Annotated in this window: 24 protein-coding genes and 1 pseudogene; 6 read left to right on the forward strand and 19 right to left on the reverse strand. The window is 59.0% G+C overall.

Going from position 1 to position 24333, the window contains the following annotated elements; all coding sequences use genetic code 11:
• Position 1 precedes the first annotated feature (1 nt).
• A complete protein-coding gene (locus tag AB8B29_RS32380) occupies positions 2-892 on the reverse strand; it encodes a LysR family transcriptional regulator (protein WP_037197805.1) in 891 nt (296 codons plus the stop codon).
• A gap of 110 nt (positions 893-1002) precedes the next feature.
• Between AB8B29_RS32380 and AB8B29_RS32385 the strand changes: the two genes are divergently transcribed.
• From AB8B29_RS32385 to AB8B29_RS32395, 3 genes are all read left to right on the forward strand, one after another.
• Positions 1003-1872 carry an SDR family oxidoreductase gene (locus AB8B29_RS32385; RefSeq protein WP_092575607.1) on the forward strand — a complete coding sequence of 290 codons (870 nt, stop codon included), beginning with the start codon at positions 1003-1005 and terminating at the stop codon, positions 1870-1872.
• A 36-nt stretch (positions 1873-1908) separates the two neighbouring features.
• Positions 1909-2382, forward strand: a complete 474-nt coding sequence (locus AB8B29_RS32390; protein WP_037197807.1) for an SRPBCC family protein — start codon at positions 1909-1911, stop codon at positions 2380-2382.
• Positions 2383-2451: 69 nt separating this feature from the next.
• Complete coding sequence (locus AB8B29_RS32395) at positions 2452-3120, forward strand: NAD(P)-dependent oxidoreductase (protein WP_092575604.1); 669 nt, start codon at positions 2452-2454, stop codon at positions 3118-3120.
• Between the two features lie 311 nt (positions 3121-3431).
• Here the strand turns inward: AB8B29_RS32395 and AB8B29_RS32400 are convergent, their stop codons facing one another.
• The 7 genes from AB8B29_RS32400 to AB8B29_RS32430 all read right to left on the reverse strand — a co-directional run bounded on the left by AB8B29_RS32400 (position 3432) and on the right by AB8B29_RS32430 (position 9225).
• A complete protein-coding gene (locus AB8B29_RS32400) occupies positions 3432-3605 on the reverse strand; it encodes a hypothetical protein (protein WP_245297573.1) in 174 nt (57 codons plus the stop codon).
• Positions 3606-4092: 487 nt separating this feature from the next.
• Complete coding sequence (locus tag AB8B29_RS32405; protein ID WP_081938749.1) at positions 4093-4239, reverse strand: DUF1127 domain-containing protein; 147 nt, start codon at positions 4237-4239, stop codon at positions 4093-4095.
• Between the two features lie 168 nt (positions 4240-4407).
• On the reverse strand, positions 4408-5388 hold the full coding sequence (locus AB8B29_RS32410) for a 3'-5' exonuclease (RefSeq protein WP_439007006.1): 981 nt from the start codon (positions 5386-5388) through the stop codon (positions 4408-4410).
• Positions 5389-5923: 535 nt separating this feature from the next.
• Positions 5924-6223, reverse strand: a complete 300-nt coding sequence (locus tag AB8B29_RS32415; protein WP_081938750.1) for a hypothetical protein — start codon at positions 6221-6223, stop codon at positions 5924-5926.
• Positions 6224-6362: 139 nt separating this feature from the next.
• A complete protein-coding gene (locus tag AB8B29_RS32420; protein WP_141694120.1) occupies positions 6363-6983 on the reverse strand; it encodes a hypothetical protein in 621 nt (206 codons plus the stop codon).
• Positions 6984-7040: 57 nt separating this feature from the next.
• The gene (locus AB8B29_RS32425; protein ID WP_037197811.1) at positions 7041-7739 is read right to left on the reverse strand and encodes a transcriptional regulator; all 699 of its coding nucleotides are present in this window, start codon (positions 7737-7739) and stop codon (positions 7041-7043) included.
• A gap of 235 nt (positions 7740-7974) precedes the next feature.
• Positions 7975-9225: an ATP-binding protein gene (locus AB8B29_RS32430; RefSeq protein ID WP_092575601.1), complete on the reverse strand. Its 1251-nt coding sequence runs from the start codon at positions 9223-9225 to the stop codon at positions 7975-7977.
• Between the two features lie 322 nt (positions 9226-9547).
• Here AB8B29_RS32430 and AB8B29_RS32435 point away from each other — a divergent pair.
• Positions 9548-9634, forward strand: a pseudogene (locus tag AB8B29_RS32435) (transposase); the annotation flags it as partial.
• Positions 9635-9649: 15 nt separating this feature from the next.
• Here AB8B29_RS32435 and AB8B29_RS32440 read toward each other — a convergent pair.
• From AB8B29_RS32440 to AB8B29_RS32460, 5 genes are all read right to left on the reverse strand, one after another.
• Positions 9650-11320, reverse strand: coding sequence for an amidohydrolase (locus AB8B29_RS32440; RefSeq protein ID WP_037197812.1), 1671 nt, complete (start codon positions 11318-11320; stop codon positions 9650-9652).
• Positions 11321-11415: 95 nt separating this feature from the next.
• Complete coding sequence (locus AB8B29_RS32445; protein WP_037197813.1) at positions 11416-12438, reverse strand: extracellular solute-binding protein; 1023 nt, start codon at positions 12436-12438, stop codon at positions 11416-11418.
• A gap of 26 nt (positions 12439-12464) precedes the next feature.
• Positions 12465-13295, reverse strand: coding sequence for an ABC transporter permease (locus AB8B29_RS32450; protein WP_037197814.1), 831 nt, complete (start codon positions 13293-13295; stop codon positions 12465-12467).
• A complete protein-coding gene (locus AB8B29_RS32455; protein ID WP_037197815.1) occupies positions 13288-14193 on the reverse strand; it encodes an ABC transporter permease in 906 nt (301 codons plus the stop codon). Before AB8B29_RS32455 ends, AB8B29_RS32450 begins: the two co-directional genes overlap by 8 nt.
• A 4-nt stretch (positions 14194-14197) precedes the next feature.
• Positions 14198-15301 carry an ABC transporter ATP-binding protein gene (locus AB8B29_RS32460; RefSeq protein WP_051963654.1) on the reverse strand — a complete coding sequence of 368 codons (1104 nt, stop codon included), beginning with the start codon at positions 15299-15301 and terminating at the stop codon, positions 14198-14200.
• Between the two features lie 373 nt (positions 15302-15674).
• Between AB8B29_RS32460 and AB8B29_RS32465 the strand changes: the two genes are divergently transcribed.
• Positions 15675-16310: a TetR/AcrR family transcriptional regulator gene (locus AB8B29_RS32465; protein ID WP_051963656.1), complete on the forward strand. Its 636-nt coding sequence runs from the start codon at positions 15675-15677 to the stop codon at positions 16308-16310.
• Positions 16311-16329: 19 nt separating this feature from the next.
• On the opposite strand, the gene AB8B29_RS32470 is transcribed toward AB8B29_RS32465, so the two are convergent.
• The 6 genes from AB8B29_RS32470 to AB8B29_RS32495 form a co-directional block, all read right to left on the reverse strand.
• The gene (locus tag AB8B29_RS32470; protein ID WP_037197817.1) at positions 16330-17760 is read right to left on the reverse strand and encodes an aldehyde dehydrogenase family protein; all 1431 of its coding nucleotides are present in this window, start codon (positions 17758-17760) and stop codon (positions 16330-16332) included.
• 131 nt (positions 17761-17891) lie between these two features.
• The gene (gene ggt, locus AB8B29_RS32475; RefSeq protein ID WP_037197818.1) at positions 17892-19487 is read right to left on the reverse strand and encodes a gamma-glutamyltransferase; all 1596 of its coding nucleotides are present in this window, start codon (positions 19485-19487) and stop codon (positions 17892-17894) included.
• Positions 19488-19527: 40 nt separating this feature from the next.
• The gene (locus AB8B29_RS32480) at positions 19528-20220 is read right to left on the reverse strand and encodes an ABC transporter permease (RefSeq protein ID WP_037197820.1); all 693 of its coding nucleotides are present in this window, start codon (positions 20218-20220) and stop codon (positions 19528-19530) included.
• Positions 20220-20930, reverse strand: coding sequence for an ABC transporter permease (locus AB8B29_RS32485; protein WP_037197822.1), 711 nt, complete (start codon positions 20928-20930; stop codon positions 20220-20222). Before AB8B29_RS32485 ends, AB8B29_RS32480 begins: the two co-directional genes overlap by 1 nt.
• Before the next feature lie 107 nt (positions 20931-21037).
• Positions 21038-21889 carry a lysine/arginine/ornithine ABC transporter substrate-binding protein gene (locus AB8B29_RS32490; protein ID WP_037197824.1) on the reverse strand — a complete coding sequence of 284 codons (852 nt, stop codon included), beginning with the start codon at positions 21887-21889 and terminating at the stop codon, positions 21038-21040.
• A 90-nt stretch (positions 21890-21979) separates the two neighbouring features.
• Positions 21980-22654 (reverse strand): GntR family transcriptional regulator, encoded by a 675-nt coding sequence (locus AB8B29_RS32495; RefSeq protein ID WP_037197825.1) that lies wholly within the window; start codon positions 22652-22654, stop codon positions 21980-21982.
• Positions 22655-22940: 286 nt separating this feature from the next.
• Here AB8B29_RS32495 and AB8B29_RS32500 point away from each other — a divergent pair, with 286 nt between their 5' ends.
• On the forward strand, positions 22941-24332 hold the full coding sequence (locus tag AB8B29_RS32500) for a transaminase (RefSeq protein WP_197072769.1): 1392 nt from the start codon (positions 22941-22943) through the stop codon (positions 24330-24332).
• Position 24333: the final 1 nt, after the last annotated feature.

Consider the following 24333-nt stretch of genomic DNA (forward strand, 5'->3'; position numbering starts at 1 on the left):
ACTACCTGCCAATATAAGCAGACAGTTCGTCCGGCGTTCCGTTGGGAAAAGCCTGCTTCAGGTAGTCCAGGAACGCCGACACGCGAGCGCTCAGCAGTCGCCGGGATGGGTAGAGTGCCCATAGCGCGACCTCCGATTCCTCAATATCTCCCCAATGTAGCAACGTGCCGTCAGCAAGATCGTGGCTCACCAGCGAGATCGGCAGGCGTGCAGCGCCGACACCTACCCGTACCGCATCCCGCACCATGATGATCGACGACAATGCAAGGACTGGCTCGATACTGAATGTCGCTGACCCTGCTGATGTCGTGCATTTCCAGGTCTGCCGATGACCTGCACCTCGCACTACGCCCGGCACTGGAGCGTCTCCAACCGGGCGGATAAGCTCGGGGCTTGCAACGACAACGAGCCGGTCGCGCAGGAAGACTCGGCCGACGAGGGCTTCGTCTGGTTCCGGGTTGACCCGGATGACCAGATCATAGCCTTCCTCGATCATGTCCACGGCTCTGTCGTCAGTGGTGATTTCCAGTCTCACATCTGGATGTTTCAACGCGAAACCTGCGGCGATCTTTCCCATGGCGGTCTGGGACAATAAGAGTGGCGCGCTGATCCGCAACCTGCCACGCGGCTTTTCCGCGCCGGAAGCGATACTGGCTGCCGTCTCATCAAGTTCCGTAAGGAGAGCGGCTGTCCGCACGTGCAGGGCACGTCCCTCCTCGGTGAGCTTTAGGTTGCGCAGGCCACGCTCGAACAGCCGAAGCTCAAGGGCAGCCTCAAGTTCTGTTACCCGTCGCGACAGGGTCGCCTTCGGACGGCCGGAGGCTCGCGCTGCTTTGCCAAAGCCACCATGGCGCGCAACGAGATTGAAATCGGCAAGAGCGAGGAGGTCCATGAATGTTCCACCTGTGAGACGGAGTGTCCAAATTAACGATCTATCGGGCCATCAATGAACCATCCATATTCCGGGTGTCAAGCGAAACCAACCAACCCGGAGATACTCCCATGACCATTCTCGTTACCGGCGCCACAGGCAATATCGGCGGCCAAGTTATTCAACATCTTGTCAACCGCGGAGCCGATGTCCGCGCTCTCGTCCGCGATCCCTCGAAGTCCAGTTTTCCGGCGGGTGTCTCCGTCGCAAAAGGCGACTTCCTGGACGTCGACTCCCTGCGCAGTGCCTTCGATGGCGTGTCCACACTGTTCTTGTTGAATGCGGTCGTACCCGACGAGTTCACCCAGGCTCTGATCGCGCTCAATGTCGCCCGCTCGGCCGGAATCGAACGGATCGTCTATCTCTCGGTCATCCACCCCGACGTCTACGTGAACGTGCCGCATTTCGCCGGGAAGTTCGGCGTCGAGCGGATGATCGAGCAGATGGGCTTGGCAGCGACGATATTGCGTCCCGCCTATTTCATCCAGAACGATCTGACGATCAAGGACGTGATCACTGGCTACGGCGTCTATCCGATGCCCGTCGGGACCAAGGGCCTCGCCATGATCGACGTGCGCGATATTGCGGAGATTGCCGCCATTGAGCTGCTGCGACGCGAACAGGCCGCACAGCCGCTCCCGTTCACTCGCATCAATTTGGTCGGTCCAGACACCCTCACCGGAGCGGACATCGCCGCCATCTGGTCGGACGTTCTCGCTCGCCAGATCAACTATGGCGGTGGCGATACTGCTGCGTTCGAGCAGAACCTCAAGCCATTCATGCCGGCCTGGATGGCCTACGACATGCGCCTGATGGGCGAGCGCTTCCTGACCGACGGAATGCTGCCCGAGGGCGGTGACGTCGAGCGACTGACGTCACTTCTTGGCCGTCCGCTCCGCTCCTATCGCAACTTCGCCTTGGAAACCGCTGCTTCTGCCTGAGGCAGGCGCCCACAATTTTAAACAAGGACCATCGTCATGATCTATTCGACCACAACCGTCACGGTGAATCCGGAAGGCGAAACAAAACTCACCCGGGAGCAGGTCTGGAAGGGCCTGGAACTGAAGGCGCGCGACGCGCGCCTCTTTCTCCCGCCCGGCCTCTGCACCCGCTGCGACGTCGTGGAGGAAGGCGCGACGCACTTCGTGCGCGAAGCCACCATCGCCGGCTCCGACATCAGGGAGATCATCACCCTCGAGCCGCAGAGCAAGGTCACCTTCTTCCAGGCCACCGGCCCACGCGAAGGCGCCATTATTAATGAGCTGTTCGAGGACGAAGCCGGCGCCCTGCAGCTGAAATTCTACTGCTACCTCGGCCTGCGCGGTAAGGAACCTGGCGGCCCAGAGGAACAGGCCGAGCAGACGCAGTTCGACAGCGACAAGGGCTACAGATCGGCCCTGCTGTCGACGCTGAAGCGGACCCGCGAACTTCTCGCAGAGGGCCGGCTCTGATTATCACCAGCATCCAACCCAACAGGGCGGCCTCCTGAGAGGCGCCTGCTTTCCAAGAGGAGCACAACAATGACCACGTTTACGACTGATACAACTCTGGCCGCTGCGCCGAAGATCCTGATCCTCGGCGCAACTGGGCCAACCGGCCGTCACATCGTCAACCAGGCCGTCAGCCGCGGCTACGATGTCACCCTCCTGGTGCGCTCGCCGGAAAAGGCCGCAGACATGAAGGGAGCGAAGATCGCCGTTGGAGACGCCCGTGACGAGAAGGTGTTGCGCCAGGCCGTCAAGGGTCGCGATGCCGTGATTAGCGCGCTCGGCACACCCGCAAGTCCGTTTCGCGAAGTCACGCTTCTTTCGACCGCGACCCGAGCGCTTGTCAGCGCCATGAAGGCAGAGCGCGTCGCGCGTCTCGTCGCCATCACCGGTATGGGCGCTGGCGACAGCGCAGGACACGGCGGTTTCCTCTTCGACAAGCTGATCTTCCCTCTGCTTCTGCGCAAGGTTTACGCCGACAAGGACCGTCAGGAGGCAATCATCAAGGGCAGCGATCTGGATTGGACCATCGTCCGTCCTTCAGTTCTCAACAACAAGCCTCGTCACAACACGATCCAGACGCTCACGGATTTGAACCAGTTCCGCGGAGGCTCCATTTCGCGCGAAGACGTTGCGACCTTCGTGCTGGATCAAGTCACCACGGATCGGTGGCTACATAGGTCACCCTTGATCACCTGGTAGGGTTGGCTGGAATGGCCTGTCGAAGCGAAAGATGCAGGCGGGAGGGATCGCGGTCACCCAAGCCGCGATCGCATAGCTGCACTGCACAAAAATTAGGTGCAGCATGATGAAAAATAGGGCATACAGACTTCAGCTGATGCACATGGCGGCTTCCTCCCAGTTCCGCCGCAGCAGCTGTTCCCCTCTGGAGGTCCATGACCTTCACACTTTATGGGCCGCGGTTTTCCGTCGGCCCTTTTTTCTTTTCAGAAGCAGGTCGCAACGGCGTTGCGGGCATTGGAGAAAAGCGGGGCCTGAGCCCCGCGGCTCGGCTACTCGAAGGCTGACATCTGGGCAGTCGCGGCTTGTCTGCCGACCGAGTTCGCGGGCTGTTCGACCGTGCGCTCGTAAGGCTTCCAGGTTTCGCCGGTGATGGTGATGGTGTAGCTTCCGGCCCACGACCGCACGTCTTCAGCTGATGGCGCAAGCAGCGCTGCCGGATGCACCAGTTTTCCCTCGGCAAAATGCTCGACCAGAGCCGCACGGGTATGTTTTAGGAGGACTACTCGTTCTGATCGGTCTGCTCTGGATGGGTCAGGGCAGCGGGTATTTGCCATATCCGGCCGAGAGCTTCATGATCGATCAGTCGCCCTGGATTTATCGGGGAGCTCTGGTCGGCGTTGTGGTGATCGTGCTGGCGCGATGCAAGCGGTCGCTCCCGTGATTGCCCCTGCCCAAAACGAAAAAGCCTGCCGCGGGAGGAGGAGTGGGCCGTCTGAAATCAAAGCTCTGCGGGAGGAGGTGCATCGCTTCGATGAAAACCAGAATACCCATTCCGTCCGCACATTAAATAGACTTTGCTGCAGTGCAGCCATGCGAAAAATACACGGCCTCAGATAGATCTCCAGCGCAGCGCCTCGCGGCGGCCAGACACAGAAACGCCCGCGTCATCAGCGGGCGTGTCGTCATTCAGCTTGGCTTGGAAACAGTCGCTTAGCGAGCAACCGATGCGCGGGCCACGCTATGAATGTCGGCGCGATCGATGCCGAGGTCCTGCAGCTCGCGCGAGCTCATGCGGCCAAGTTCGCTAACGGTCTGACGATACTTGCGCCAAGTGTTGAAAGAGCGTGCTACGTTCATGATGATCCCCTTTCGTGAGGTCTCTTGACGCCAGCAACCATGCTTGGTCCCAACGTCGTTTCGATGATTGGGATATTGGCCCCTGCCCGCCCGTCGATAAGGCACAAGGTCTCAGGTCGGCCATGTGCTCAAAGCATGGGTCCAATCAGAGAGGGGCTGAAGGGGTCATCAGGCCCGGAATCGGTCGAAGGCAGTGAGGCGTTTGATTGGAGGATCGGCGTCTGGATAACGGTAGATTTCGGCCCTGAGATAGCGGAGCTCATCATCGAGCGCCTCTTCTCCAACCTCGATCCACCAGGATTTGGGACGACCGTCACTTCCGTCGGACCAGCGATAGCCTCGCGCCTTCAGCTGGTCCTTCATGTCGAACGGGCTGTTCTCTGCAAAGATCCGGACACGCGATCTCTGGCTTGCTTCATAGAGCTCGGCAAAAGCGGTGGAAACCGATCCGTCCACTTCGCGGGCCAGAACCTCCAGAAGCGCAAAGCAATCGTCGACCGCGCGATGACCCTCATGAAAATATCCTGCTTGCCCGAGCAGATATCCGAGCTTGGTGCCTTCATATCCCCGCGACGACCAGTCGATCTCGGAGTTGGAGCAAGCCCAGGCCTTGCCGGAGAACAGGCGAGAAAAGGCCTCGCAGAATGGCCGGTCGAAACCGGCATTGTGGGCGATCAGCAGATCGGCAGCCCCAATCAGCGCCCGCAACGCCGCCATATCGATTGACTGCCCGGCGACCATATCGTCGGTAGTCCCGGTGAGCCTGGTGATCTCAGCGGGAATGGAAACGCTCGGCTGCCGTAATCCGCCATACATGCCGGTCACGTCACCGATACTTCCTGTTGCATCGAAGGTGAAAGCGATCACGCCGATCTCGATGATCTCATCCTTGCGAGCATTGAGGCCCGTGGTCTCGGTGTCGAGAATGATGCCCTTGAGCGGGTACCCTGGCCGGGGGACTGGCGCGATCGCGCGCGGCACGAGTTTCTGCAGGATCCGATATCGGCCTGTCTCCGACAGATGTCGGACCATGTCGTCCTCACTAAGGGGGATGGTATGCTTGTCGGGTTTGACGGATTTGGAGGAGCCACGCGTGACCGCATGGTCGCGCGGAGCCTGCTCCGAAAACATGTCAAACTGTTCTGCCATTCCTGTTGTCAAAGCCTCGCCGCTAATTTTCCACCTTCAAAACACGGCACGATCGGCAGATCAACCTTGTTGGTGGGGTGCGGGTTCAGCCAACCTGGGAGCAAGGTTTATAATCGCACGGTTTCACGCAGTGACAGCTCTTGGGTCGTTGGGCAGAAACGTCCAGAATATAAAGGGCACACCAGCTGTAGCGGGAACCGCGAAAGCCGTTCGCCTCCCACAAGACCGGTCAAAAGGGTTGCCGCAGGAGGGTTAGCATAGCGACGGCAACGCCGGAAACCGGGACCGACAGCCCCCGGCGCGCGGGTCCGCTCTTAAACCAGCGACCGCAGAAGTGCGCTTTTGGGCCGTCAAATGTGAACGCCTTGAATGGACTTGAACCCATAACCCCCGTTTGGCCGACATCTGAAATCTATAAGGTTTTGAACAAAGAGCTTTCAAGCGAACATCGACCAGAAACTGCGCCGGCTCCCATTCTAATGAATCTCGAGCTTCGCCGAACACAGGATGAACTCTGCCCGGATCCCCGATTATTCTAGGAAAGGTTCTGTCGGTAGAGAAGCAGGACAGTGACGAATGTGACAAACCCAATAACAGTCAGGCCGACGGCCCGCATCGAAGCTGCTCGGTCGCGATGAATTAACGCCGCCGAAAAAGTGCAAAGCGACCAACCGCCTGTGACTATGATCAGCAGCCAGGAATATAGGAACGGACCAAGATCGTAGCCACCACCGCCGATAGATGCTCCAGAATTCGTATCGATCTGAACTGCGATCAGCGAAACAACGGGTACGGCGAGTGTAGAGATCCATACCCAAAACGACCTATTTTTCATCAGAGGTTACCCAGTCCATAAACGCGGTTGTCCCGTCCGACGAGGAGATATGACTAAAGAGATAGGCCGCAGCAATCCATTTGAACCTGTCTGTTGATTTCCGCTTGGCATTCTCCGCAGACATCGACATTGCAAGAGATCAGCGCTCGAAACGTGCCAGCATCCTGTTCAACTGAGCGTTTTGCAGTCGGAGCTTGCCCGCCAACTGGGTCCGGAGCATGGCGATCTCTTCATCCAGGCTGACCATTTCGTCGGAAACAGAGGCAGCGACTGGAGAGACCTGTAACACGACCGCGGCCGCTTCAACCTTTGTGGCATGAGTTCTCCGCTCGCGGCGCGTGGCTTCGGCGGTGCCTTCGACCTCCTCAACGATCACGCCGACATCCGGCAAAACTGTGCCAGAAGCTGGCTCCAGCTTGGCGCTATCGTTTTCCAACACGCCTGCAGAATCGTTGCGGGTTTCATCGGATGGTTCAGGCGCGATGGCAACCGCATCAGATCGATCGATCGGCCGTAGTTGTTCTCTTGCCAGGTGATCGGCGCTATGCCGGCTCTCCTCGACTGTGGTTTCGGTCGGACCCGCTATCGCCAAAACGTTTGGCTTGACGCCTTCGATCGCGCTGTTGTCCTGATTTGGCTGGCGCCGCGGCGACACAAGTCTGGCAAGGAATTTCCAGGGAGACGCCATTAATTCGACCTCGCGGTTAATCCCGCATGCAGGCTGCGAGTTGATGGTTTGGCGGCGGCCGTGACCGCCCACCGGACTATTTGGCTCGTTGCATGCAAATGCGGCCGGCGATGGGCCGCCGGTTGCTTCTTAATCGAGCTCGAGGCGCTTGCGCAGATCGGCGTTTTCAGCACGGAGCTTTTCGGCCAACAGCTTGCGCAGCCTCTGGTTCTCTTCTTCCAACTGCAGCAGATCGGCCATCTCGTCACTCGCTTCTGCGGTAGCTGTCGGCAACGCAGGTGCCGTCGGTGCTGCGAGAGCCACCGGTACGGCCTTGGGAGCGCGTTTCACAGGTGCCTGCTTTGCGGTTCCGGCACCTTCGATCGACTTGGCCTTGCGTCCACGCTTCTGTTTCTCGGGCGTGCCCGCAGAAGTACCGGCTGGTTCCACCGCATCATCGACCGAGGCGACTTGAGGACTCACCTTTTTTGCGCGCGGTTGGCGCTGCTTTTTCGTCGCGATTGGCGTTTCCGCAACGGCCGACGCATCAGTCGTGGTCATCGTATCGATTTCGTCGGCCATGATCGTCTCCTCGGTCACTGTTGGTGTTGTGTGATGCCCAGTCGGCGGTGTCAACAATGGTTCCGCTGGCTCAGCTTTCGATACAGACACTCCGCTGGCGGAACTACCATCTGTTGGCCCACCCGGCAAAAATGACACCGCGTCGTCCTCGACATCGCGGGCAACGGACTTTAGATCGATCTTGCCCCAGATCGAGTTCGACTTCGGGTCGGGTTTCTGCCGACCGGATTTATATTCGACGACGAAACTGCGTTGGACTTTTTTCACCGGAAGACGCCTCGGGTATCACGGGATGATTCAGCGATACTCAACATCGCCACAGGCCGAGGAAATAGCGGTTATTCGCGTGCCAGTCCATGCTGTAACAGCACGAATTCGGATGGTGAATCAAAGGCGACGCTTGCGACTTTTGCATACTATATGTGGATGAATCTTGGTACTCGATCTGAGGTAGTACACGGAGGTCTTGATGGGATCCGAACCTTAATTCCCGCTGCTTGTCTCAGTGGCCCCAGAGACAAGATAGCGGTATCGCCGCAAGATTGTCACCAAACGGCAGAATCTTGTCGCCGTCGTACAGAACCCAGCCCGCCTTGAAGGCACGGCCTGTGGCTACGGCTAGTTTGCGTAAGCCTTTGAAATCTGAGGCGGTCACCGTTGCCGCAGCCTTGACTTCAAGTCCCACCATATTGCCAGCTTCATCTTCGAGAACGATATCGACTTCGTCCTGATCCTTATCCCGATAGTGATGGTAGGTTGATTGGATGTCGCTCCAGGTCGCAAGCCGGAGGATTTCGTCGGCGACAAACGTCTCCAGCAATGAGCCGAATAGTGAACGGTCCCGTGAAATTCGATCCATTGTCAGTCCGATAAGCGCAGCCAAAAGGCCGCTGTCGAGAAACAGGAGCTTTGGAGTCTTAACAAGGCGCTTCAACGGATTTCGAAACCAGGGCTCTATGCGACGAACTAGAAACAACTGTTCAAATAGCCCGATATAACGGCGAGCGGTCTTGTCATCGATACCGACTTGGCCGGCCAATTGGGTGAAATTGAGCAACTGTCCTGAATGATGCGCAAGTGCCCGAAGAAGCTGCGGCATCTGGTCCAGGCGTTCGACGTCGGCAATGTCGCGCACATCTCGTTCAACGATGGCGCGGATGTACTCCCTAGCCCATGCGGATCGGCGGCGGGGATCGCCCCGGCCCACCATCTCAGGATATCCGCCAATAAGCACCTGCTCAATCAAGGCGTTCCCGACTATTGGGCTGTGGGGAACTATAGCCTCTCCAGCAAAGGCAGAATCAAGGAAGTTCGACCGGTTACGTCGAATTTCGGATTGAGCTAGAGGCAACAAGGTGACGACCTCCATCCGCCCAGCCAAACTGTCGGAAATCGTCGGAAGTGCGAGAATGTTTGCTGAGCCCGTTAACAAAAATCGGCCAGGTCGCCGATCGTTGTCGACGGATTGTTTTATGGCACGTAGCAGCTCCGGCGCGCGCTGCACTTCGTCTAAGATGCCGGTATCAATCTGACGAATGAAGCCGACTGGGTCGGCCTTTGCTGACAGTAAGGTCGTTTCGTCATCTAGCGTAAAATACGGACGATCTGTCTGAAGCAAGGTTCGAGCCAACGTCGTCTTGCCACATTGACGTGGTCCGTTCACGAGTACAACTGGCGTATCTTCCAAGGCAATCCTAATTCTCTCGGCCACGCCTCTCGGATAAAGCAGGTCAAAGGGGCTTTCCGCTTTCAATTTGTTCTTCCTCCTGAGCGCTACAAAATTCTAGGATAGCCGGCGCGTTCGGCTCGGAAGCTACACGCGTCCAGTTCGGATTTCAACCTCGTCCAATCCGGAACTTATATTCGTCTGTTTCGGAGTTTACTTATGAGCGTGTGCCGACCGGCGAGAAGGCCAAGCGGTGGTCTGGTTAGAGCTGCTTTCAACCCCATGGTCTTGATGAGAATCAAACGGCAAACCTCAGCCGATTTTGGGAGCGATGTGAAATAGACATGCGATTTCAGATCGCTTGGATAGCTTGTCAGTGGTAATGCGAATTTTGGAACACCTAGGCGGTTTCCTGCCGCCCTATAGTCCCGACTTCAATCTCATCGAAAACGCATTCTCCAAACTGAACGCTATGCTGCGCGCTCGCGCGGAGCGGTAGCTCTGACGCGCTTCAGAGAGAGGTGTGCGTGACCCGACCGTCACAGATCGTCAAAGCGGCCTTGAGGCGGGAGACCTCCTCTGGGGCGGTCGCCTCGATATCACCGGACAGCACGACGACGTCGGCGAGATAGCCGGGCTTCAGCACACCTTTTCGGTCCTCCATGAACTCCACCCAGGCGCAGTTCTTTGTATAGCCCTCCAGTAGCTCCGTCAGCGAAAGCCGCTGATCCTTCAGGTCGTCGCGCCATGGCCTGCGCATCAGCGCGCCTTGGATGCAGGCGAGCGGGTCGATGGGCGTGACCGGCCAGTCGGTGCCAAGGACGAGGGTGACGCCGGAATCCTTTATGGTTCGCCATGCGAAGGCGAGCGGCCAGCGCTTTTCGCCGATACGACCGAGATAAGGCTGCAGCGGCAGGTCGCCCGTTCCCGGCGGATGGGTCGGCTGCATCGAGCCGACGACACCGAGCGCCGACAGACGCGGCACGTCATCCGGCTCGATGGTCTCGATATGTTCGATGCGGTGGCGGTTGTCGCGTGCACCATTGAGCGTGCGCGCATGCTCATAGCCGTCCAGCACCTCACGGACTGCGCCGCTGCCGATGGCGTGAACAGCCATCTGGAAGCCAAGGCGATCGGCCTCGACGGCGACCGCATTGAACTGTTCGACCGGGAACAGCAGATCGCCGTTTTCGTCGGGGCGGTCGCCGTAGCCGCCGACCATGACGGCCGTTCCGGACTCTATCACGCCGTCAGCGAACATCTTGACGAAGTCACAGCGCAAACGGTCCGTATTGTAGCGCTCGCGCCAGACGACGGCCTTTTCCTCGATGACGCTGAGCGGCATGAAATTCTTCATGTGGTATGGCATGCGAACACGGACCGGCAGGCCGTCCGTCTTCTCGATCTCGTCGAGAAGCTCAAGCTGGTAGAGGTTGCCATCCATGTTCTGAAACGAGGTGATGCCGAGCGAGGCGCAATAGGCGAGCCCCTTCTTGAGGAGGGCAATATCGCTGGCGCGTTGAGCGTCGGTGACCAAATCCGGGTTGCCGCCGGTGGCGATGCCGAAGCGTTCGCGCCCGCCGGTCGATCCGAGCTCCAGCACGGGTCCCATGGCTTCGCTCTCGCGCAGTTCGCCGGCGGCAAGGCCGTCCGCTCCCATGACGATCTCATTGCCGATGCTCAGTTTCGCACCTTCGAGAATACCGGCGGCCTTGAGTGCAGCGGTGTTGGCCCAGGCCGTATGATAGTCGGGGGAGATGAGCAGCAGCGGCCGGTCGGGCATGATCGCATCGAGCTTGCGGCGATCGGATGGCGTATCGCCGAAGATGAGATAGTCGGCGCCGTTGCCGACGAGAAGCGGCAGGTCCGGGTTTTGCGCAGCATAGGCCGCAATGGCGTTTGTGAGCGCCGCTTCGCCGCGAACGCCCATCAGCGGCAGTTGGATGAGGCTGAGGGAGCCGCCAAAAATATGCATGTGAGATTCGTTGAAACCGGGCACGATCGTCCCGCCGCCCGCATCGATCACGTGCGTGAATGGGCCTGCAAGCTCCATGGCTTCGGCATCCGAGCCGACCTTGACGATCCGGTTGCCGATAATGGCGACGGCTTGAGCGCGCGGCGCGGCATCGTCCATGGTGATGACCTTGCCGTTCCTGATGACGATGTTCGCAGACTGACCCATAGCGTTCTTCCCTTTTAGGTAAATTTGTTATGTAGCGCGCCGGTCTGGCCGGCGCGCTGATGTCCTTTGATGGCGGAATGGCTCCAGACCCAGCGCTACTTGCGCAGGTTGGTCCAGATCTTGTTGTAGAGCTCGATGACTTCGGGGCTGCAGGGCGGCGAGAAAGAGACCTTGAAATTTGCCGGGCGCTGGAGTTCCAGCGCGTTGCCCAGATCCTTATCGAGGAACTTCTCTGAGCCGACGATGCCGTTACTATAGGTCGCGAAGTTGGAAATCATCGCGGCGTTTTCCGGGTCCATGACGAAATTCTGGAAGAGCTTGGCGTTTTCCAGGTTCGTTGCGCCCTTCAGCACGGCAACGTTGTCGACGAAGCCCTCGACACCTTCCTTGGGGAAGCCGAATTGCAGCGTCGGCCGGCTTGCGCGGGCACGATAGGCGGCACCGTCCCAGATCATCGAGGCATCGACATCCTTGGACTGCAACAGCGTCGGGGCATCGTAGCTGAACGTGCGCCAGGAAGGCTTGGCGGCGAGCAGAAGTTCGTTGATCTGCTTTAGCTCAGACTTGTCGGAGGTGCAAAGCTTGAAGCCCTTGTAGTGCTCAGCCGCGTGGATGACGCTTATCATGTCGTCGAGGACGTTGATACGGCCTTTCAGCTCAGCCGGCGGATTGAAGAGAACGCCCCAGGTGTCGAGATCGCCCTTGTAAACAGCAGTGTCGGCTTGCAGGCTAGTGACGCCGATCTGCCACGGAACGGTGTAGTGGCGGCCTTCGTCGTAATAGAGGTTCACAATTTCCGGCTTAATGTTCTTGAAGTTTTCCATCTTGTCGGGCTCGGTAGCCTCAAGAAGTCCTTCCTTCTTCATGATGTCGACGGCGTAGTCGGACGGTATGACGATGTCGTAGCCGGAGCCGCCAGCCTTGACCTTCGCCATCATCGATTCGTTGGTGTCATAGGTGTCGAGCGTAACCTTTACGTCAAACTGCTTCTCGAACTTCTTGATCAGGTCGGCGCTGGTGTAGTTGCCGAAGTTATAGATGTGAAGTTCGCCGGCGGCGAAAGACGTGCTGGTTGTGAGCAGAAGACCCGCGATGGCAAGAGATGACAATTTCTTCATTTCTGTTGTACCCTTCTGGTTGGTTTTTAGTTTTGGTTCTGCTTCATCTTTGTCAGGAGGAAAGAGAGAACAATGAAAGCGATGGAGACGACGAGCAGCGCCGTGCACATGGCGTTGAGTTCGGGCGTCACGATGTTGCGGATGCGAGACCAGATAAAGAGTGGCAGCGTTGTCTCACCGGGACCGGCAATCAGCTGCGTGATCGTGAAATCGTCGAAGGAGACGATGAAGGCGAGCGCTGCGCCAGAAGAAATGCCCGGCAACAGCAGCGGCAGCGTGACATAACGAAACGTTTTCCAGCGATCAGCGTAGAGATCAGCCGCCGCATTTTCCAGCGTCACGTCCATGCCCTCGAGCCGCGCCTTAATCGGCAGGTATACGAAGGGGATGCAGAAGGACGTGTGCGCCAGAACGATCTTCAGAATGCCATAGCTGATGCCGAAGGTCTGCGCGATGAAGGAGAAGAAGGCGAGCAGCGACACGGCGCTGACGATTTCTGGGACGATCAGCGGCGAGGTGATTGCCAGAATGGTAGCAGACTGCCCCCGCCAGCGCTTGACCCGCGTGGTAGCCAGCGCCGCCATCGTGCCAATGATCGTCGACATGATCGTTGCCGCAATGGCGATCGCCACCGACAGGATGGCTGAGTTGAAGAACCCCTCGTTCCGCATCAGCGCCACGTACCAGCGCATGGAGAAGCCCTGCCAGGACGCGCCGATGCTCATGGCATTGTTGAATGAGAAGATGAGGACAACGAGGATCGGCAGATAAAGGCTGACCAGGCAGGTGACAGCGATGAAGCCGAACCCCGTTTGGCGCTTGATGTCGATCTTTCCTGTGGACGCGAAGCTAGCCATGTTTCACCTGTCCCGAGCGACGGATCTGAAAGAGAAGCGCAAGCAAAACGAAGACCATGAGCACGATCGAGAAGGCCGAGCCCAGCGGCCAGTTGCGCGACGAGCCGAATTGGAGCGCGATCAGGTCGCCGATCATCAGGTGGCTGCCGCCACCGAGCAGAAGCGGCGTGACATAGGCCCCGAAGGCGGGCACGAAGACGAGGATGCTGCCGGTAACGATGCCGGGCTTGGCCAGCGGTATGATGATCTGTGTCAGCACCTTGAAACGGCTCGCATAGAGATCGAAGCCCGCCTCGACGAGGCGAAAATCGAACTTTTCCAGCGAGGCATAAATCGGCAGCACCATGAAGGGCAGGAAGCTGTAGACCAGGCCGAGCAGGATGGCGAAGTTCGTGTAGAGCAGCGTGATCGGGCGATCGATGAGGCCGAGATGCATCAGCACCGTATTGATGAGCCCCTCGTCGCGGATAATGAACATGACCGCGATCGTGCGCACCAAGAGGTTCGACCAGAAGGGGATCGTCAGCAGTAAAACCCAGAGATTGCGCTGTTTCGCTGGGCGCGTCGCCATGAAATAGGCGGTTGGGAAGCCGATCAGCACGCAGAAGATCGTCGTCGCCACGCCAAAGACGGCGGTGCGAATGTAGATCTCTAGATAGGACGACGAGAACGTAAGGGTGTCATCGAACATGTCGCGCTGGAAAATCAGAGAGACGTAGGCCTCGAAAGAGAATTTTGGCACGACGCCGCCGTAGTCGCCAGGCGCCATGAAGGAGTATGCGACCACGATCATCAGGGGGATGAAGCCCAGAAGGATCATGATGACGATGGCCGGTGACGAGAGCAGCAGATGACGCCTGGCGTCCTGTTCGTCCTGAGCGGTGGCGATCTCCGACATGGCCTCAGTCCTTCAGGATCTGGGCGACGCGGGGCGGAATGGTTACCCCGATCGTCCGGCCGACGGCAATGCCTTCTTTCGGGCCAGGGCGGTTCTGCTGCCGAATGGTCAGCGCCGTACCGTCGCTCAGGCGGGCGTGGACATGCGTGTCCGTGCCGAAATAGACGATTTGTTCGACGGTCGCGTCCACCGCCTGCGGCGAGCCGGGCGCGACCAGTTCCAGATGCTCAGGGCGCACGACGATGGTGACGGCCCCCGAACTGGCTACCGACTTGGCGGTCAACGCCTCGACGACTGGACCGCAACGCAGCGCCACCGTGCCGACGCCGTCGGCGCTCGACATCAGGTCGCCCTCGAGGAAGTTCGTCTCCCCGATGAAGCCGGCGACAAAGCGGTCGGCGGGATGTTCGTAGATATCAGGCGCCGAGCCGATCTGCAGGACCTTGCCGCCATTCAGGACTGCGATGCGATCAGACATGGTCAGGGCTTCCTCTTGGTCGTGGGTAACGAAGATGAAGGTTATCTCGGTTTCCTGCTGCAGGCGCTTCAACTCGATCTGCATGGATTTGCGAAGCTTCAGGTCAAGGGCCGAAAGCGGCTCGTCGAGAAGCAAAAGCTTCGGTTTCGGGGCGAGCGCGCGGGCCAGCGCAATGCGCTGCTGTTGGCCGCCGGAAAGCTGAGTGACGGAGCGATTGCCGGCATTCTCCAACCGGACCAGACGAAGCATTTCCTCGACTGACGACGATATTTCGGCGGCACTCTTGCCGAGCATTTTGAGGCCAAAACCGATGTTTTCGGCGACCGTCATGTGCGGGAAGAGCGCGTAGTTCTGGAACACCGTGTTGATCGGGCGTTTGTTCGGCGGCAGCATCGAAATGTCTGTGCCGTCCAGCAGGATCTTGCCGTCGCTCGGCGCTTCAAAGCCAGCGAGCATTCGAAGCAGTGTGGTCTTGCCGCAGCCGGAAGGCCCCAGAAGGGTGAAGAACTCGTTCGGACGGATCTCTATGGACACGTCGTCGACGGCGCGGAAATTGCCGAAATCCTTCAGAACACTGAGGATCGAGACAGCACCGCCCTTGGCGGCCCTTAAAGGCGTAATACTGCTCATATTTTAAGAGCCACCCAGTTTGAACTCGGCCGAAAATCCATCGGTTCAGTCTCCCAGTTTCAAGTTTCCATGTTGGGGTCAGAGCGAAAATGATGCAGAAATCCAAAGCCGCGAAGAATATCTCCGCAGTCGACATCAGTCCAAATTGAATACATTGACTTCGCAGAGGACAATCGGCCTGAACGAGCTTCTCGTTAGCGTTCCTGTACGGAGTTATCTGCTGTATTCCGCAGACCGGAATGGCCCGCGAAATTTGTGTTGTTCCCACGCTTGTATTTTAATTAGTGGACGCCACCTACTTTATGGCGTCAACAATTTGTGTCAATAAAATGTTTTACGACGTAAAATATTTTATTGGGGAGGCAGCGAGACATTGGTTCAGAAAGCGACGGCAGGCCTGCGCGAGCGGCAAAAGCAGCAGCGCAGGGATGCAATCATGGAAAGCGCGCGCACTCTTTTTGAACGCCTTGGCATCGAGGAATGCTCGATGGCGATGATCGCCGCGGCGGCCGGCGTTTCGACGCCCACGGTCTTCAACTATTTCGGCAGCCGCGATGAATTGCTGCTGGCGATCATCTTCCAGGGGCACCAGAAAGCAATCGACCATTATCGCACGCACATCCAGCGCCAATCCGACAGCCTCGCGGACGATCTGTGCGAACTTCTGAGCGACCTGACCAAGCGCTCCCTGGAAATTTTCAGCAAATCCGTCTGGCTCTACGCGGAATCGACCGCGATCCGCTACCCTCAGTCCGAATTCGTGCAACGCTACAGCCAGATCGACGCGACACTGATCAGAACGATCAATGAGATGCTGGTCGCACATGCCTGCAGGACGCGGCGCGGCGGCCGTTTTGACGCCGATGCCCTCGCCTCCATCATCTACAACCACTGGCTCAGCCATTATCAGGCCTGCCTGAAGGACGAAACGATGACGCTGGAGACGCATCTGGCGCGGATTCTTCCGGAGATCAGGGGCCTTCTGGACCTGATCTTCGAAAACGCCTGACCGAACGCGTCCCGCCATTTCATTCGGCATATCCGTTGATGCCCTTGATCTCCAGGAAGTCGTCAAGACCAAATTCCCCGTATTCGCGTCCGTTTCCGGATTGTTTCATGCCGCCGAACGGGGCGTAGGTGTCCCAGGCGGGAGAGTTGATGTGGACATTGCCGGCGCGCAGCCTGCGGGCGACGCGTCTGGCACGGTCCCTGTCCGACGAGGATACATAGGCCGCAAGACCGTAGATGCTGTCGTTGGCAATGCGGATCGCGTCGTCCTCGTCCTTGTAGCCGATGAGCGAGAGCACCGGCCCAAAGATCTCCTCGCGCTCGATACGCATGCCGGGCTTGACATCGGCAAAGACGGTCGGGCGTACAAAATATCCGCGATTGAGGTCGTCCGGGCGGCCTTCGCCGCCAGCAACCAGCGTCGCGCCTTCAGCGATGCCTGCGGCAATCATGCCCTGAATCTTATCATACTGCGCCTGGCTCACGACGGGGCCGAGATCGACGCCTTCACGCTCCGCCGGACCGACGACCAGCGAACCGGCCGCTTCTGCAGCAATGGCTGCTGCCGACTGCATGCGTCCTTCCGGCACCAGCATGCGGGTCGGTGCGTTGCAGGACTGGCCCGAATTGTCGAAGCAGTCGAGCGTACCCTGGCGTACGGCCATCACGAAGTCGGCGTCCTCGAGGATGACGTTGGCGGATTTGCCGCCTAGCTCCTGGTGCACACGCTTGACGGTCGCGGCAGCGGCCTTCGCGACGGCGATACCGGCGCGGTTCGATCCCGTTATCGAGATCATGTGAACATCGGGATGCGCGGCCAGCGCCTCACCCGCCGTCGGGCCGTCGCCGTTGAGGAGGTTGAAAACGCCGGCGGGAGCGCCTGCCTCGTGCATGATTTCTGCGAAGACCAGCCCGCTGACCGGGGCGACCTCGGACGGTTTCAATACCATGGTGCAGCCGGCGCCGAGCGCGGGCGCGACCTTGCAGGTGATCTGGTTGAGCGGCCAATTCCACGGCGTGATCATCGCGACGACGCCGACCGCTTCCTTGGCCACCATCGTCTTGCCGACCATGCGCTCGAACCGGTAGTCCTTCATGACGTCAATCATGGTACGTATATGCGCGGCGCCGCTGCTGACCTGATTTTCGAGCGCCATTTTTTTCGGAGCACCCATTTCATGGGAAATTGCCCAGGCGAGATCTTGCGAACGCTTCCGATACACGGACAGAACCGATTTCAGCAGGTCCAGACGCTCTAATGGGCTCGTCAGATAGAAGCCCTCGAAGGCTCGCGAGGCAGCTGCAACGGCGCGATCGACATCGCCCCCGCCCGCCAGCGCAATCGTCGCAAAGGCCTCTTCGATGGAAGGGTCGATGACCTCGAGCAATCCCTGCGGGTCGATCGGATCGACCCAGGCGCCGTCAATGTAGAACTGGCCGAACTTTTTCATCTGGAACTCCTGCGGATATATGAAGTGTCGTTGGGATCGACGATATTCAGGATTTGATCACATTATTTGGTCTTGTTTCGAAGGTGCGCATTCATTGCCGCAGGGCGTCCCCTGAGGGCACCCGTCTCTCTTCAAAGGCCAAGTGCAACCCCGTCCTTGCGTGATTCCGACCCGCCCGTCAGCGTGCCATTTTCCCAGTCGATGCGGATCACCTGCGCGCCACCGATGGGGTCCTCAGTCGGTACGATCTCGAAGCCGCGCGCCTGAAGTTCTGCAATGGTCGCGGCCGGAACGGTCTGCTCCACCTCGATTTTCGGCGCGAGCCCGCTTGCCGGCACTAGGCGTGGCAGGTCGATGGCGTCCTGCATGTCCATGCCATAGTCGAGCACCTTGGAAATCAGATGCGCGTGACCCATGGCCTGGTAGTACCCGCCCATGACGCCGAATGATATTTCAGTCCGACCGTTGCGCGTCACCATGCCCGGGATAATCGTGTGCAGCGGACGCTTTTCCGGCGCCATCATGTTGAGGTGTCCGCGCTTCAACGAGAAACTCTGGCCACGGTTGTGCAGGATGACCCCCGATTTCGGTGCAACGATGCCCGTGCCAAAACTGTCGAAGATCGAGTTGATGAAACTCACCGAATTCCGCTCTGAATCGACCACGGAAATATAGACCGTGTCGCGATGGCGCGGCAGTTCGAACGGCGGCAGATCAGCAATCGCCTGCGTCAGGTCGATCATACTGGCGAGCCGGCCGGCGAACTCGTCGGACAGCATCTCCTCGACCGGTACATCGGACTTGGCGGGGTCCGCCAGCCAGGCATCGCGCGCAGCATAGGCAAGCCGCGTCGCCTCAATTTCGATATGAATGCGGTCGATCGCGTCCGGCGCGCCCGCAGCCTCGAAATGTGACAGGATGTTGAGGATCATCAGCGCGATGATGCCTTGCCCGTTAGGCGGGCATTCATGGATCGTGTAATCCCGGAACGTCGTGGTGACCGGCGTCACGTACTCGCCCCTGGCGGCGGCGAAGTCTTCGAGCGTATGAAGCCCCCCGAGCGCGCGCAGGCGCTCGACTATGTCTTCGGCAACCGGTCCGCGATAAAAGCCGTCGCGACCTTCGGTGGCGATCCTGTCGAAGGTCGCGGCCAACTCCGGCTGGCGATGTATCTCGCCGACGCGCGGCGCGCGGCCCTGCGGCAGGAAGATGCGCGCTGCTGCCTCGTCCGCAGCAAGCAGCCGCTCTTCCTTCACCCAGTCATGATGCACACGCGGCGAAATGGCATAGCCGGTCTCGGCAAAGGTGATGGCGGGCGCGAGAACCTTGGCAAAGGGAAGACGGCCATGATCCGCGTGAAGCCGCGTCCATGCGTCGATGGCCCCGGGGACGGTCACGGAGGAAGGCGACTGGCGTGGTACTTCGGTCAGGCCGCGCTCCTCGAACCAGTCCACCGTCAGGGCTGCCGGTGTACGGCCCGAACCATTATAGGCAATGACGTCGGCTCCGCCCCTCGGCGCGTAAAGCGCAAAGCAGTCGCCGCCAATGCCGGTCGATCCTGGCTCGACAACGCATTGGACGGCGCAGGCGGCAATGGCAGCGTCCATGGCGTTGCCGCCCGCCTGTAGGATGTTGATCGCCGTCAGCGTGGCGGACGGGTGCGATGTCGCAGCCATTGCCCGGGCGGACACAGCCACCGATCGCGTCGGCTTCTCGAAATTGCGCATTGCCTTTAAGTCTCCGTAGTATGCGGTCATGGCGGGTGGTTCAGGCGCGCACGCGGTAATGCGAAAGCCTTGCCTCGAGCAGCGAAAGCGCCCACACGATGAGGAAGTTGAGGGCGAGGTAGATTGCGCCGGCGGCGATGAACACCTCCATGGCGCGATAAGTCTGGGAAATCAGTTCCTGCGCTATGCCGGTCACTTCCGTCAGCGTGATGATGGAGGCAAGCGAGGTGCCCTTCACCATCAGAATAATCTCGTTACTGTAGGCAGGCAGCGCTTGGCGCAGCGCCAGCGGCAGTATCACCAGCCGCAAAGCCAACATGCGCGACAGACCCAACGCCGAGGCCGCTTCCGAAAGCCCACGCGGGACATTGCGGATAGCACCACGTAGGATCTCGCTGCCATAGGCCGCGGTGTTCAGCGTCAGCGCCAGGATTGCGCACCAATAGGGCTCGCGGAACAATGACCAGAGCCCGACCGATTGCAGGGTCGGGCGGAATTGGCCGAGCCCGTAATAAATGAGGAATATTTGCACCAGGAGCGGTGTACCGCGAAAGATTGCGACGAATGTCCGGATCGGCCAGACCACGACCGGCCATTTACCCTGCTGAGCCAGCGCGAGAAGAAGAGCGAGGACGAAGCCGAGGAGGACCGAGGAGCCGGCCAGTTCCAGCGTCAGCGGCAGGCCGGAAAGGAGGGTGGGGATGATTTCGAATAAGAAGCCGGGATCGATCATCAATGGATAACCCCGCGCGAGGCGTTGACCTCAGCCCGTCCGAAGATAAGGCCCGTGAGGCCGGCAATGGCGAAATAAAGCGCCGCGGCAGCGCAATAGAACAAGAAAGGCTCGCGGGTCGAGCCCGCGCCGATCTGCGACTGGCGCATCAGTTCGACAAGTCCGATGACGGAAATCAGAGCCGAATCCTTTAGGACAAGCTGCCAGACGTTACCAAGACCGGGAATTGCGTGGCGCAGCAGTTGCGGCAAGATCACGAGGCGGAGCATCTGGATGCGCGTCAGCGCAAGCGCCTTGGCGGCGTCGAACTGGCCGCGCTCGACCGCGAGATACGCGCCTCGATAGACCTCAGCCTGATAGGCACCCGAAATGAAGCCGATCGTCACGATCCCGGTGGCAAGCGCCGGCAGGCCAGTGAAGCCCTTCGCGCCGAAGAGACGGCCGAACGCCGTCAGCGCGACGCTGCCGCCATAGTAGAAGAGATAGATGGTCAGGAGATCCGGCACGCCGCGGAACACGATCCCGTAGGCAGACGCGATGCCCCGCGGAAAGCGCATGGTGGAGAGCCGGCCGGCTGCTGCCATCCCACCGAAGACGATCCCGAGCGCAAAACCTGCCGCGGAAAGGAGCAGGGTGATGGCGGCGGCCTCAAGCAGCGCCGCACCCCAGCCTCCGGTTCCAAGACCGAGCAGATTGAATTTATCGAACATGAGGGCTCAAAACCTGTAACTCGGCTGGGCACGACGGAGGCGCCGCGAGATCGCTTTGTGAAAGATGGGTGGGATCGAATGACCTCGGCCACCCGATCCCGCGCGGCTCACTTCACCGGCGTGACGTCGGTATGGACCCACTTTTCGGAGATGCGCTTGGTCGTGCCGTCGGCAATCGCGGCATCGATAGCCGTATTGAACATGTCCTTCAGCGCCTTGTCTTCCTTGCGCAGCCCTGCCCCGGTTCCAAGGCCGAAGATGCCGCCGACAAAGCCGGGACCGGCGATCGTGTAGTCGGCAAATTCCGGCTTGGCGAGCGTGGCGGCGAGCGCCGTCTGCTGAGCAAAAATAGCATCGACGCGGCCGGCAGCCAAATCGAGATCGTGCTGTTCCGTCGTCTTGTATTCGCGAATCTGGACGGTATCGCCGAAATACTTCTTCAGGAATTCGAGGTTAGTCGTGCCAGACTGCACGCCGACGACCTTGCCCTTGAGCAACGGCTTCAGCTTCTCAATCGCTGCCATTGCGGCGGCCTCGTCCTCCAGCTTGAACTTCTCTTTGGAGATGCCAAGCTTGCCGAGGTCGCTGTCCTTGGCGATTGCAAAGCCCGAAGGGTCCACCGCATAGGGCTGGGTGAAGTCAATGGTTTCCAGGCGCTTCGGCGTGATGAACATGCTTGCCATGATCACGTCGAACTTGCCCACCGTCAGCGAGGGGATGAGGCCGTCCCAGTTCTGCGCGATGATGGTACACTTGATCTTCATGCGAGCGCAGAGATCGTTGGCGAGGTCGATCTCAAGCCCGTCGAGCTTACCGTCGGCGGTGGTAAAGTTCCACGGCGCATAGGCACCTTCGGTGGCAATAGTAATGGCTTTCGGCGCATCCGCCGCCATTGAAAGCGGCGCGGATATGATTGTCATGAAGGCAGCCGCAATTGCGGCCATACGACGAAATGTCATGGCTTTTCCCTTTTTGTTATGCCGCATTAGCGGCGTTCCCCGTCCTTGCCGGATGTCCCTCCGGCTTCGGACAATTTGACCAACCGGCAATCAGCGCCGGCTGGGACTTGCGAAATCGGCAAGCAGCGGCGCCGTGAAGAGAACGTGTTCCTGCATAACCCTTTCGGCCTTGGCGCTATCGCCCGACTTCAGCGCATCGATGAGATTCTGATGCTCCTCGCGCGCCGAAAGCGGCTTGTCGATATAATCGAACCAGATACGCATGTAGGGCTCGATGGCAACGTGAAGCGCGGCAATCTGGCGGATGAGCTTCGGTCGCCCACTCATCCCATAGAGATAGGCGTGAAACTCCTGGTGGCGCAGCACCCAGTCGCTGCTTCCGGCCTCGCCCGCGCGTTCCATGCGCAGGAGGAGCCGGTCCAGATCCTCGAAGCTCTCCAGCGTCAGACGCGGCATGACGATGCGGACTGCAAGACCCTCAAGTACAGAGCGGATTTCGAAAGTCTCGTTGAGCTCGTCGAGCGTGAGTCCCGCCACCACACAGCCCCGATTGGGCCGCAGCGTCACGAGACCATCGGCAGCCAGGCGTCGAAAGGCTTCACGAACCGGCATGCGGCTCATTCCGATTTCGGTAGCGATCTCTTCGGGGATCAGGCGGTCCCCCGGCTTGTAGCGGCCGAAGCGCAGGGCCTGCTGGAGATACGCATAAGCCTCCTCCTCGGCCGTTGAGGCGACATGTGTGGTGGATGCAGATGAAATCGCCATTGTCGCTCGCTGGATTTTTGTATCCACTTATCCAAACACCGAGTTTGAAGGCCGTCAAGGGGTTTTTGGCTTCTCGCAAATTTTCTTTACCTACCATTTCCGACAAGGCTGCATAGGTACAACGTGATCACAATAATAAAAGGAGATTTTCTCACCACCAAACGCTTCACCAAGAAAAGTACGTATCATAACGCGATAATTTGCACCTTCGTGAATGTCTCATTGACACGATAGCGCCATCGCTTCTAGATGTGATCACAATGATCACTTCGAAAGGTTCTCACAAGTGCCGAGCATCTTACCTAGCGGACCACTAGACTCCGCTTCCCTTCTCACCGCTGCGAGGCGAATTCTTGCCGAAGAAACGTCGATCTTCGCGAGCCAGCGGTCGCGTAGCAAAGAGATTTTCGCCGCGGCATCGTCGGGATTTTTCAACCAAGTCCCGCAGTACTGGATGCGGGACTGGCCAATGCCGTTTCCAATTGTGATATCCAAGGCTGCCGGGAGCGAAGTTTGGGACATTGATGGCAATCGCGCGATTGATTTCTGCCTGGGAGACAGCGGTGCGATGTTCGGGCACGGACCGCAGCCGATTTTGAACGTGCTGGCAGGCGCTGGCGCCCTGGGTCTTACGACTATGTTGCCCTCCAGAGACTTGGATGCCGTTGGCCGCCTTTTGCGCAGCACATTCGGCATGTCAATGTGGCAGGTCACGACGACAGCAAGTGACGCCAACCGCTTTGCCTTTCGGGTGGCGCGTGCGGTGACTGGCAGGAAAAAGATCCTGGTATTCGATGGTTGCTATCATGGCGCGGCCGACGAAGCGCTGGTGGACCTCGTCGACGGGCAGACGGTCCCTCGCAATGGCCTACTTGGCCAGACGGTGAATCTCGCCGAAACGACTGTCTGTATTCCTTTCAACGATGTTCCCGCTCTCGAAGCAGCGTTGAAAGGTAGTGACATCGCTTGCGTCGTGGCGGAGCCCGTAATGACCAATTGCGGTATGATTCTCCCACTTCCCGGGTTTCATAAAGCCCTGCGGGATCTTACTCGCTCTACAGGGACGCTGCTGCAGATCGACGAAACGCATACGGTTTCGACCGGATTTGGCGGATACACGAAAGTGCATGGTCTCGAACCAGATATTTTTGTCGTCGGAAAGCCCGTCGGTGGCGGTATTCCCGTCGCGGTATGGGGCATGACGGACGATGTGGCGAGCCGGTTTGAAGCCGTACGCGCGGCGAGTACGGGCACGGGCCACTCAGGCATAGGCACGACGCTCTCGGGCAGCGCTTTGCAACTTGCCTGCCTCAGAGCTTGCCTCGAAGAGGTCATGACAGCCGAGGCTTACCACAGAATGAACCGCCTTGCTGATGCCGTCGAGCGAGGCTTCTCCGCGGCCATCAAACACTACGAATTACCGTGGCACGTCGGCCGCGTCGGCGCCCGGCTCGAAGTTGTGTTCGCGCCACATCCCCTGCAGAACGCCTGTGAAGCACGCGCCGCGGCCAATCCGGTGATCCAGAAGGCGTTGCATACGGCATTCCTCAATCTGGGATATTTGGTCACCCCCTTCCACAATATGGTTCTTGTGGCGCCGACGACCAGCGAAGAGCATGTCGCTGGCCTTGTCGCCAGCTTTGAGAAAGTTCTCGATCGTATGACAAAGGCTGTATGAA

This window comes from Rhizobium sp. 11_C7_N12_5, from assembly GCF_051811145.1.
Taxonomy (GTDB): domain Bacteria; phylum Pseudomonadota; class Alphaproteobacteria; order Rhizobiales; family Rhizobiaceae; genus Rhizobium; species Rhizobium lusitanum.

Coding starts and splice junctions, on each gene's coding strand:
- AB8B29_RS32390 (WP_037197807.1), top strand. CDS start 1,909: ATGATCTATTCGACCACAACCGTCACGGTGAATCCGGAAGGCGAAACA.
- AB8B29_RS32445 (WP_037197813.1), bottom strand. CDS start 12,438: ATGAAGAAATTGTCATCTCTTGCCATCGCGGGTCTTCTGCTCACAACC.
- AB8B29_RS32380 (WP_037197805.1), bottom strand. CDS start 892: ATGGACCTCCTCGCTCTTGCCGATTTCAATCTCGTTGCGCGCCATGGT.
- AB8B29_RS32490 (WP_037197824.1), bottom strand. CDS start 21,889: ATGACATTTCGTCGTATGGCCGCAATTGCGGCTGCCTTCATGACAATC.
- AB8B29_RS32455 (WP_037197815.1), bottom strand. CDS start 14,193: ATGTCGGAGATCGCCACCGCTCAGGACGAACAGGACGCCAGGCGTCAT.
- AB8B29_RS32415 (WP_081938750.1), bottom strand. CDS start 6,223: ATGAAAAATAGGTCGTTTTGGGTATGGATCTCTACACTCGCCGTACCC.
- AB8B29_RS32395 (WP_092575604.1), top strand. CDS start 2,452: ATGACCACGTTTACGACTGATACAACTCTGGCCGCTGCGCCGAAGATC.
- AB8B29_RS32460 (WP_051963654.1), bottom strand. CDS start 15,301: ATGAGCAGTATTACGCCTTTAAGGGCCGCCAAGGGCGGTGCTGTCTCG.
- AB8B29_RS32470 (WP_037197817.1), bottom strand. CDS start 17,760: ATGAAAAAGTTCGGCCAGTTCTACATTGACGGCGCCTGGGTCGATCCG.
- AB8B29_RS32410 (WP_439007006.1), bottom strand. CDS start 5,388: ATGGCAGAACAGTTTGACATGTTTTCGGAGCAGGCTCCGCGCGACCAT.
- AB8B29_RS32385 (WP_092575607.1), top strand. CDS start 1,003: ATGACCATTCTCGTTACCGGCGCCACAGGCAATATCGGCGGCCAAGTT.
- AB8B29_RS32480 (WP_037197820.1), bottom strand. CDS start 20,220: ATGATCGATCCCGGCTTCTTATTCGAAATCATCCCCACCCTCCTTTCC.
- AB8B29_RS32495 (WP_037197825.1), bottom strand. CDS start 22,654: ATGGCGATTTCATCTGCATCCACCACACATGTCGCCTCAACGGCCGAG.
- AB8B29_RS32450 (WP_037197814.1), bottom strand. CDS start 13,295: ATGGCTAGCTTCGCGTCCACAGGAAAGATCGACATCAAGCGCCAAACG.
- AB8B29_RS32485 (WP_037197822.1), bottom strand. CDS start 20,930: ATGTTCGATAAATTCAATCTGCTCGGTCTTGGAACCGGAGGCTGGGGT.
- AB8B29_RS32405 (WP_081938749.1), bottom strand. CDS start 4,239: ATGAACGTAGCACGCTCTTTCAACACTTGGCGCAAGTATCGTCAGACC.
- AB8B29_RS32440 (WP_037197812.1), bottom strand. CDS start 11,320: ATGGGTCAGTCTGCGAACATCGTCATCAGGAACGGCAAGGTCATCACC.
- ggt (WP_037197818.1), bottom strand. CDS start 19,487: ATGCGCAATTTCGAGAAGCCGACGCGATCGGTGGCTGTGTCCGCCCGG.